This is a genomic window from Pseudomonas sp. AGC41 (genome assembly GCF_057334555.1).
In genome coordinates this window covers 15,261-23,839 of sequence record NZ_JBHFJB010000101.1, presented here as the reverse complement: position 1 = coordinate 23,839, position 8,579 = coordinate 15,261, and the positions used below count along the sequence as shown (strand labels likewise).

Sequence of the window (8,579 nt, the reverse complement as noted above, 5' to 3'; positions counted from 1 at the left end):
CAGTGGACCTTTGTGAGCCCCTGTCCCATGTGGGAGCGAGCCTGCTCGCGATGACGGCGGCATATCAAACATCTCTTCCGCTGATTCACCTCCCATCAAGAAAAAACGAACCCCAGACGCCTTTTCCGGTTCTTAACTGATGTCCGTCGATGAAAGGACAGCAGGCGGGGCTGCGGTCTTGCCCACCACACACTGCGATCAGAGGAGGCGACATGCCCAACTCCTTCCCTTCGCCCTGGTGGAAGAACGCCGTGATCTACCAGGTTTACCCTCGCTCCTTTGCCGATGCCAACGGCGATGGCGTCGGCGATCTTCCCGGATTGACAGCGCGCCTGGACCATCTGCAACGCCTTGGTATCGATGCGTTGTGGCTGTCGCCAGTGTTCCGCTCGCCGATGTGCGACGCAGGCTACGACATCTGCGACTACACCGATGTCGATCCGCTGTTCGGCAACCTGGCCGACCTCGATGCGTTGATCGCCAAGGCCCACGAACGGGGCTTGAAGGTCTTGCTCGACTTTGTCCCGAATCACACTTCCGACCAGCATCCCTGGTTCATCGAGTCGCGCTCCAGCCGCGACAACCCCAAGCGCGACTGGTACATCTGGCGTGACCAGCCGAACAATTGGCGGGCCTCGATCGACGGCGGCAGCGCCTGGACCTGGGACGAAACCAGCCAACAGTACTACCTGCACTTCTTCCTGCCCGAGCAACCGGACCTGAACTGGCACAACCCGCAAGTCGTCGCGGCCATGCATCAAGTGCTGCACTTCTGGCTGGAGCGTGGCGTGGACGGGTTTCGCGTCGACGTGGTGCATTGCGTCGGCAAGGACCAGAGCTTCGCCGACGACCCGCGCTGCATGGCCGGTGAAACCATGGTCAAGATCAACGATCAGCCCTACAGCCATGAAGTGCTGCGCGGGCTGCGGCGCCTGGTGGACAGCTACCCTGGCGAGCGGGTGCTGATCGGCGAGGTCAACATCCGTTCCACGGCCCAGGTAGCGGCCTATTACGGTGCCAGTGACGAACTGCACATGTCGTTCAACTTCCCGCCGCTGGATGCGCCGTGGGACCCGGTGGTGTTCCGCATGTGCGTGCGCGAGGTGGAAAACGACCTCGGCCCGTTGCAGGCTTGGCCAACCTGGGTGCTGTCCAACCATGACAACAGCCGCCACCGCACTCGCTACGGTGGCTCATTGCGCCGGGCACGGGCTGCGGCGGTGCTGTTGCTGACGCTGCGCGGCACGCCTTTCATCTATCAGGGCGAGGAGCTGGGCCTGGAGGATACGCAGGTGACCGCCCAGACCCGCGTCGACCCCGGCGGACGGGACGGCAGCCGGGCGCCGATCCCCTGGACGGAACAGGCGCCTCACGGTTGGTCGGGTCAGGCGCCATGGCTGCCTTTCGCTGCGGATGCCGGCCGCTTGTCGGTGGAGACCCAAGAGCGCGACGCCGATTCCGTGCTGGCGCTTTACCGACGGCTGCTGGCGTGTCGGCGCAATAGCCTGGCGCTGCGCCTGGGCGGCTGGGAGGAACTGCCCTCGCACCCGCAGGTGCTGGCTTATCGTCGCTCTTGCGAGGGCGACGAGCGCCTGGTCTGCATCAATTTTGCCGACAGCGAGCACACCTTTCCGCTGGCCGGCCCCTGGCGTGTTGAAGTCGCCAGCGATGGCGCGGATGAAGGCCAACCGTTCAGCGGGCGTCTGGCTGCCGAACAGGCCCTGATCCTGTGTCGATAACCTTTGTCGATAAGGAGTGACCGATGAAAGCCAACTGGCACCGAAATACCTTGATCTACCAGATCGACCCCTCGCTGTTCTACGACAGCGACGGCGATGGCCGTGGCGACCTGAAGGGCATCATTCGTCAACTCGATTATCTGCAAGCGTTGGGCGTCGGCGCACTCTGGCTGATGCCTTTGTACCGGTCACCGTTCAAAGACGCCGGTTACGACGTCAGTGATTTCATGGCGCTGGACCCGCGCTTTGGCAGCGAAGAAGACTTGCGCCAGTTGATCGTCCAGGCCGGGGAGCGTGGCATCCGGGTCATCCTCGAACTGGTGGTGCAGCACACCAGCGACCAGCATCCCTGGTTCCTGCGGGCGCGGCGCGACAAGGACAGCGTCTACCGGGATTATTACCTGTGGTCCGACACGCCGGTGGACGACGGCAATCAGCCAATCTTTCCGTCGGTGGAAGACAGCATCTGGCAGTGGGACGAACAGGCCGGGCAGTACTTTCGGCATCTGTTCTATCGCCATGAGCCGGACCTCAATCTGGCGAACCCGCGGGTGGTCGAAGAGATCGAGCGGATCATGGATCACTGGCTCGAACTGGGGATCGCCGGTTTTCGTCTCGATGCCGCTTCGCACCTGGTTGAGCAGGCCGGTGGCGGCGATGAAGCGCAAGGCGTGTGGTTATTGGAACGGCTGTTCAAGCACATGACCCGCATCAACCCGGAAGGCGTGCTGATGGGCGAAGTGGATGTCGAGCCCGAGCGCTACAGCCATTACTTCGGCACCGGCGAACGCCTGGGCCTGGTGCTGGATTTCTGGGTCAACAATCATCTGTTCCTGGCCTTGGCCCGAGGTGAAGCCGAGCCTCTGCAACGGGCCATCGCTCGCCGCCCGGCACCGCCCGACGGCGCCAACTATGCGGTGTGGCTGCGCAACCATGACGAGCTTGATCTCGAACGCTTGACCGAGCAGGAGCGTGACGAGGTGATGCGGGCCTTCGCCCCGGACCAGAACATGCGCCTGTATGGTCGCGGTATCCGCCGGCGCCTGGCGCCGATGCTCGACGGTGATGTGCATCGCCAGGCGTTGGCCCAGGCGCTGCTGCTGTCACTGCCCGGAACACCCATCGTGCGCTACGGCGAAGAAATCGGCATGGGCGATGATCTGTCCCGTCCCGAACGCCTGTCGGTGCGCACGCCCATGCAATGGAGCGATGAAGCCAACGCCGGTTTTTCAACCGCCCAGCGCCTCGCCGCGCCGGTGATCGATGCAGGACCGTTTGCCTACACGCAGTTGAACGTCGCGGGCCAACAGGACGATCGCGATTCGCTGCTGGCGCGGACTCGCCGGCTGCTGCTGGCGCGCAGGCGCTTGCGCGAGGTTGGCGACGGCAAGGCGCAACTGCTGACGGTCGACCATCGTGCGGTCTTCGCCATCGCCCATGAGTGCGAAGCTACGTCGGTGATGCTGGCGAACCTCAGCCCCGAGACAGTCACTGTGCAGCTACGGGAAGTGGATTTGCAGGGGTTCGAGGAAGTTCTCTCGGACCGCCCGTATCCGGCCTCGACCGCATCCAGCCTGACATTGCATGGATACGGTTATCGCTGGTTCCGGCGCACCGGCTCAAAACAGTAGCAGCACCACGGCCAGCAACCCGCCGGTGGCCAGCAGCAACGCCGACACCTGGGTCGAGCTGAGGGCCAGTGCAGAATCCTTCGAGCGGCCATTGAACCGCCCGCGGGTACGATGCACCGACTCCTGCGGCTCGAACAGATTGTCCGGGCGCTGGCTGTCGTCGTCCTCGTGGGTCATTTGTCCGGCATAGGCGCTGCGGGCCAACAGACGATCGAGCAGGCCTGGCATCAGGCAAGTGCCGACGATCGCCTTGAGCGAGGCCACGCCCAACCACAACTCCCGGGGGGTACGTTTTACCACGCTGAAAATCGCCCGGGCGGCAACGTCCGGGTCATGGATCGGCGGCACCGGTTGCGGGCGCTTGCCGAGCTTGTTGCGGGCCCAATCGAACTGTGGCGTGTTGATCGCCGGCAGCTGCACCATGCAGACCTTGATGTCGCTGTGTTCGTGGAGCAGTTCGCAGCGCAAGGAATCGGTGAAACCACGCACCGCGAACTTGGCCGCGCAATAGGCCGCCTGCAGTGGGATGGCCCGGTAGGCGAGCGCCGAGCCGACCTGGATGATCACCCCGCGATTGCGCCGCCCCATCAGATCCAGCGCCGCGAGCGTGCCATGCACCGTGCCCAGGTACGTGACCTGGGTGACCCGGTGGATTTCTTCGGCGGTCAACTGGCGGATTGGCGACAACACGGTGACCATCGCGCAATTGATCCAGACGTTGACCGGGCCCAGCTCGCGCTCCATCCGTTGCGCCGCCGCGAATACCGCATCGGCGTCCGCGACATCGACGCTGATCGCCAGGCTCGTCGCGCCCAGTTGCTTGAGTTCTTCTTGCGTCGCCGCCAACGCTTGTTCGCCCCGGGCCAACAGCCCGACCCGGTAGCCGGACGCGGCAAACCGCTGGGCGGTCGCGCGGCCGACGCCGGCGGTGGCGCCGCAGATCACAACGACAGGTAGGTTTCGCTCATCCATTGCGTTCATCCGATCAATTGCTGCGCCTGGGGCGCTTGTGGTTTTGCTGGATGGCCAGGGGCAGGGCCCGGCGCCTGGCCCGGTTTTCATTAATTGTGAAAATCCGCGTCGGCGATGGTTCAGGATTTTTGCCGGCGGGCATCAAGCCCTGCACTTTTATGAAGCCCATGGCGGGGGATCGCACCATCGCAAGGCAATGAGTGGTGCTGTTGAGGCGGGGCTGGCGCAGGTTGGACTTCAGTGATTGATCTGGCCTCTTCGCGGGCAGGCCCGCTCCCACAGGGGATTTTGGGCCCATGCGAAGGGGTGGAGAGCGGGCAAGAATGAAGTCTGGCACGCTCGCTGCAAGAGGCTTGGCAGGCCCACCGCGAACACAATCGAGTGGGCAGCCCCGTCGGTCAACGAAGATCGAGCGCCAGCAGGCCGGGGGATATTACGGTAGGTCAGGGCGCAGTCGCCGGATCGATACCGCACAGAACAGGCAAAGACGCCTGGAACCGCAAGGTTTCAGGCGTCTTTTTTTTGCTTTCAAAAAACCGTGATGGGCTTTTGTCGGGTGCTTTCTATGAATTCCAACGTTGCTTCCCTGAACAAGCTGCAAACGCTGATCGTGATCGGCAATGGCATGGTCGGTCATCACTGCGTCGAGCAACTGATCGAGCGCGGTGCCCTCAATCATTACCGCGTGCATGTGTTCAGCGAAGAGCCGATGCGTGCCTACGACCGTGTGCATTTGTCCGAGTATTTCTCGGGCCGCGATGCCGAGTCGCTGGCCCTGGGCGAAGCCTCGTTGTACCAGACGCCCGGCGTCACGCTGCACTTGGGCGTGCCGGTGGTGGAAATCGATCGCCAGGCGCGCCAGGTCATCACCGCCACCGAGCGCCTCAGCTACGACAAGCTGGTGCTCGCCACCGGTTCGTACCCCTTCGTGCCGCCGATCCAGGGCGCCGAAGGTGATTCGTGCCTGGTCTACCGCACCCTCGAAGACCTCGACGCCATCCGCGCCGCCGCGAACAATGCCCGGCGTGGTGTGGTCGTCGGTGGCGGCCTGCTGGGCCTGGAAGCGGCCAATGCCCTCAAGACCCTTGGCCTGGAAGCTCACGTGGTGGAATTCGCTCCGCGGCTGATGCCGGTGCAACTGGACGAGCAGGGCGGCCTGGCCCTCAAGGCGCGCATCGAGAAACTCGGTGTCGGCGTGCACCTGTCCAAGGGCACCCAATCCATCAGCGCCGGTGAGCAATACCGTTACCGGATGAACTTCGCCACCGACGACTTCCTCGAAACCGACCTGATCGTGTTTTCCGCCGGTATCCGCGCCCAGGATGCCCTGGCTCGCCAATGCGACCTGCAGATCGGCCCGCGCGGTGGCGTGGTGATTGACGACCATTGCCAGAGCAGCGACCCGGACATCTACGCCATCGGCGAATGCGCCGCCTGGAATGGCAGCATCTTCGGCCTGGTCGCGCCGGGCTACCAGATGGCCCGCAATGTCGCGGCGCGCCTGTGCGGCGAGGCTGGCGAGGCGTTCACCGGCGCGGACATGTCCACCAAGCTCAAACTGTTGGGCGTGGACGTCGGTTCCATCGGCGACGCCCATGGCAACACGCCGGGTGCGCGCAGCTTCCAATTCATCGACGAAACCAGCGCCAGCTATCGGCGCCTGGTAGTGGACGCCGACGGCAAGCGCGTGATCGGCGCGGTGCTGGTGGGCGACAACAGCTATTACGACACCCTGCTGCAATACATGCAGAACGGCATCGCCTTGCCCAAGGACGCCGCCAGCCTGATCCTGCCATCGTCCGAAGGCGCTCCGACACTGGGCCCGGCGGCGCTGCCCGAAGCGGCGACCATCTGCTCGTGCCACAACGTCACCAAGGGCTCGATCTGCGCGGCCATCGACGGCGGCTGCAGCGATCTCGGCCAGCTCAAGTGCGACACCAAGGCCGGTACCGGTTGCGGCGGCTGCGCGGCCCTGGTCAAGCAGGTATTCGAACACGAGCTGATCGCCCGTGGCGTCAGCGTCGACAAGAGCCTGTGCGAACACTTCGCCTATACCCGCCAGGAGCTCTACGCACTGGTACGGGTGGAAGGGATTATCAGTTTCGAAGAGCTGCTGGCCAAACACGGTCGCGGCCATACCGGTTGCGACCTGTGCAAGCCGGCGGTGGGTTCGATCCTGGCGTCGTGCTGGAACCAGCCGATCATGGACCCGCACCTGGTGCCGTTGCAGGACACCAACGATACCTTCATGGCGAACATGCAGAAAAACGGCACCTACTCGGTGGTGCCGCGCATCGCCGGCGGTGAGATCACCGCCGACAAACTGATCGCCATTGGCGTGGTCGCGAAGAAATACGACCTCTACACCAAGATCACCGGCGGCCAGCGCATCGACCTGTTCGGCGCGCAGTTGCACCAGTTGCCGGACATCTGGGCCGAGCTGATCGAAGCCGGTTTCGAGACCGGCCATGCCTACGGCAAATCGACGCGTACGGTGAAATCCTGCGTCGGCAGCACCTGGTGCCGCTACGGGGTGCAGGACAGCGTGCAGATGGCCCTGACCATCGAAGACCGCTACAAGGGCCTGCGCTCGCCGCACAAGCTCAAGTTCGCGGTGTCCGGTTGCACCCGCGAATGCGCCGAGGCGCAGAGCAAGGACGTCGGCGTGATTGCCACCGAGAAGGGCTGGAACCTCTACGTGGCCGGCAACGGCGGCATGCGTCCACGCCACGCCGAGCTGTTCGCCACCGACCTGGATGACGCCACGCTGATCCGCTACATCGACCGGTTCCTGATGTTCTACATCCGCACCGCCGACAAGTTGCAACGCACCTCGGTCTGGCGCGAGAGCCTGGAAGGCGGCCTGGATTACCTCAAGGACGTGATCATCCACGACAGCCTGGGCCTGGGCGCCGAGCTCGAAGCGCAGATGCAACTGGTGGTCGACCGCTACGAGTGCGAATGGGCCAACGCCCTGAAGGATCCGGAAAAACTCAAGCGCTTCCGCACCTTCGTCAACGACAAGCGCGAAGATCCTGACGTCCACTTTGTCCGCGAACGTGGCCAGCGCCGGCCGGTGCATGCCGGCGAACTTCACCTGATTCCCGTCACCGAGGAGGTGCTCTGATGAGCCAGTCAAACGTCGTTCGTATCGCTCAAGAACCCGTCCAATGGCGCACCCTGTGCAGCCGCGAGGACCTGGTGCCCAATTCCGGCGTGGTTGCCTGGCATGACGGCCGCCAGGTGGCGCTGCTTTACCTGCCGGAGCATACGGACAAGCCGCTGTACGCCGTCGACAACCGCGACCCCAAGTCCGGCGCGAACGTCATCGGTCGTGGTCTGCTAGGCAGCATCAAAGGCGAACTGGTGATCGCCTCGCCGATGTACAAGCAGCATTTCCGCCTGGAAGACGGCCATTGCCTGGAATACCCCGAACAGCGCCTGCGGGTCTGGCCGGTGCGGTTGAACGGGGATGTGGTGGAGATTGGCGAGGACTGAGTCCGCAATAGCGGGTATTGGGGCTTTTTGTGGCGAGGGAGCTTGCTCCCGCTGGGCTGCGAAGCGGCCCCAAAATCTTACGGTCGCTGCGCACTGGAGCGCCAGCCCGGCCGAGCGGGAGCAAGCTCCCTCGCCACGAGAGCGGGGGATTTTTTCAAGTTTGGGGATTAGTCATGAAAACCGCCGCTCAACTGGTAAAGCTCAAGAGTGTGCAGAACCGGCAGGTCCACAGCATCGCACCGGACCAGACCGTGCTCGAAGCGCTGCAGATCATGGCCGAGAAAAACGTCGGCGCGCTGCCGGTGATCGAGGCCGGCGAGGTGGTGGGTGTATTCAGCGAACGAGACTATGCCCGCAAGATGGTGCTCAAGGGGCGTTCGTCAGTGGGCACCACGGTCCGTACCATCATGAGCGCGCCGGTCATCACCGCCGACAGCCAGCAGAGCATCGAACGCTGCATGGAAGTCATGACCGAGAGTCACCTGCGCCATCTGCCGGTGCTGGATGACGGCCAGTTGATCGGCCTGCTGTCCATCGGCGACCTGGTGAAGGAAGCGCTGGTCGAGCAGGCGGATCTGATCCGCCAACTGGAGCATTACATCCGCGGCCACTGAACCCACCCGTGGCAGGGAGGCACAGCTCTTGTGGCGAGGGAGCTTGCTCCCGCTGGGCTGCGTAGCGGCCCCAAAAATCTTACGGTCGCTGCGCAACCGAGCGGGAGCAAGCTCCCTCGCCACAC

General features: G+C 63.8%; 6 protein-coding genes. 5 read left to right on the top strand and 1 reads right to left on the bottom strand.

The window, feature by feature from the left end; translation table 11 throughout:
• Positions 1–212 precede the first annotated feature (212 nt).
• Both ACE04F_RS17495 and ACE04F_RS17490 read left to right on the top strand, forming a co-directional pair.
• Positions 213–1,739, top strand: a complete 1,527-nt coding sequence (locus ACE04F_RS17495) for an alpha-amylase family glycosyl hydrolase (RefSeq protein ID WP_486108625.1) — start codon at positions 213–215, stop codon at positions 1,737–1,739.
• A 23-nt stretch (positions 1,740–1,762) separates the two neighbouring features.
• Complete coding sequence (locus tag ACE04F_RS17490; protein WP_486108623.1) at positions 1,763–3,370, top strand: alpha-amylase family protein; 1,608 nt, start codon at positions 1,763–1,765, stop codon at positions 3,368–3,370.
• Here the strand turns inward: ACE04F_RS17490 and ACE04F_RS17485 are convergent.
• The gene (locus tag ACE04F_RS17485; protein WP_486108621.1) at positions 3,359–4,342 is read right to left on the bottom strand and encodes an SDR family oxidoreductase; all 984 of its coding nucleotides are present in this window, start codon (positions 4,340–4,342) and stop codon (positions 3,359–3,361) included. The genes ACE04F_RS17490 and ACE04F_RS17485 overlap by 12 nt on opposite strands.
• Before the next feature lie 565 nt (positions 4,343–4,907).
• Between ACE04F_RS17485 and nirB the strand changes: the two genes are divergently transcribed.
• The 3 genes from nirB (at position 4,908) to ACE04F_RS17470 (ending at position 8,454) form a co-directional block, all read left to right on the top strand.
• Positions 4,908–7,469 carry a nitrite reductase large subunit NirB gene (gene nirB / locus ACE04F_RS17480; RefSeq protein ID WP_486108619.1) on the top strand — a complete coding sequence of 854 codons (2,562 nt, stop codon included), beginning with the start codon at positions 4,908–4,910 and terminating at the stop codon, positions 7,467–7,469.
• Positions 7,469–7,840: a nitrite reductase small subunit NirD gene (nirD, locus tag ACE04F_RS17475; RefSeq protein ID WP_305500940.1), complete on the top strand. Its 372-nt coding sequence runs from the start codon at positions 7,469–7,471 to the stop codon at positions 7,838–7,840. Before nirB ends, nirD begins: the two co-directional genes overlap by 1 nt.
• A 173-nt stretch (positions 7,841–8,013) precedes the next feature.
• On the top strand, positions 8,014–8,454 hold the full coding sequence (locus ACE04F_RS17470; RefSeq protein WP_434630940.1) for a CBS domain-containing protein: 441 nt from the start codon (positions 8,014–8,016) through the stop codon (positions 8,452–8,454).
• The last annotated feature ends 125 nt before the right edge of the window (positions 8,455–8,579 follow it).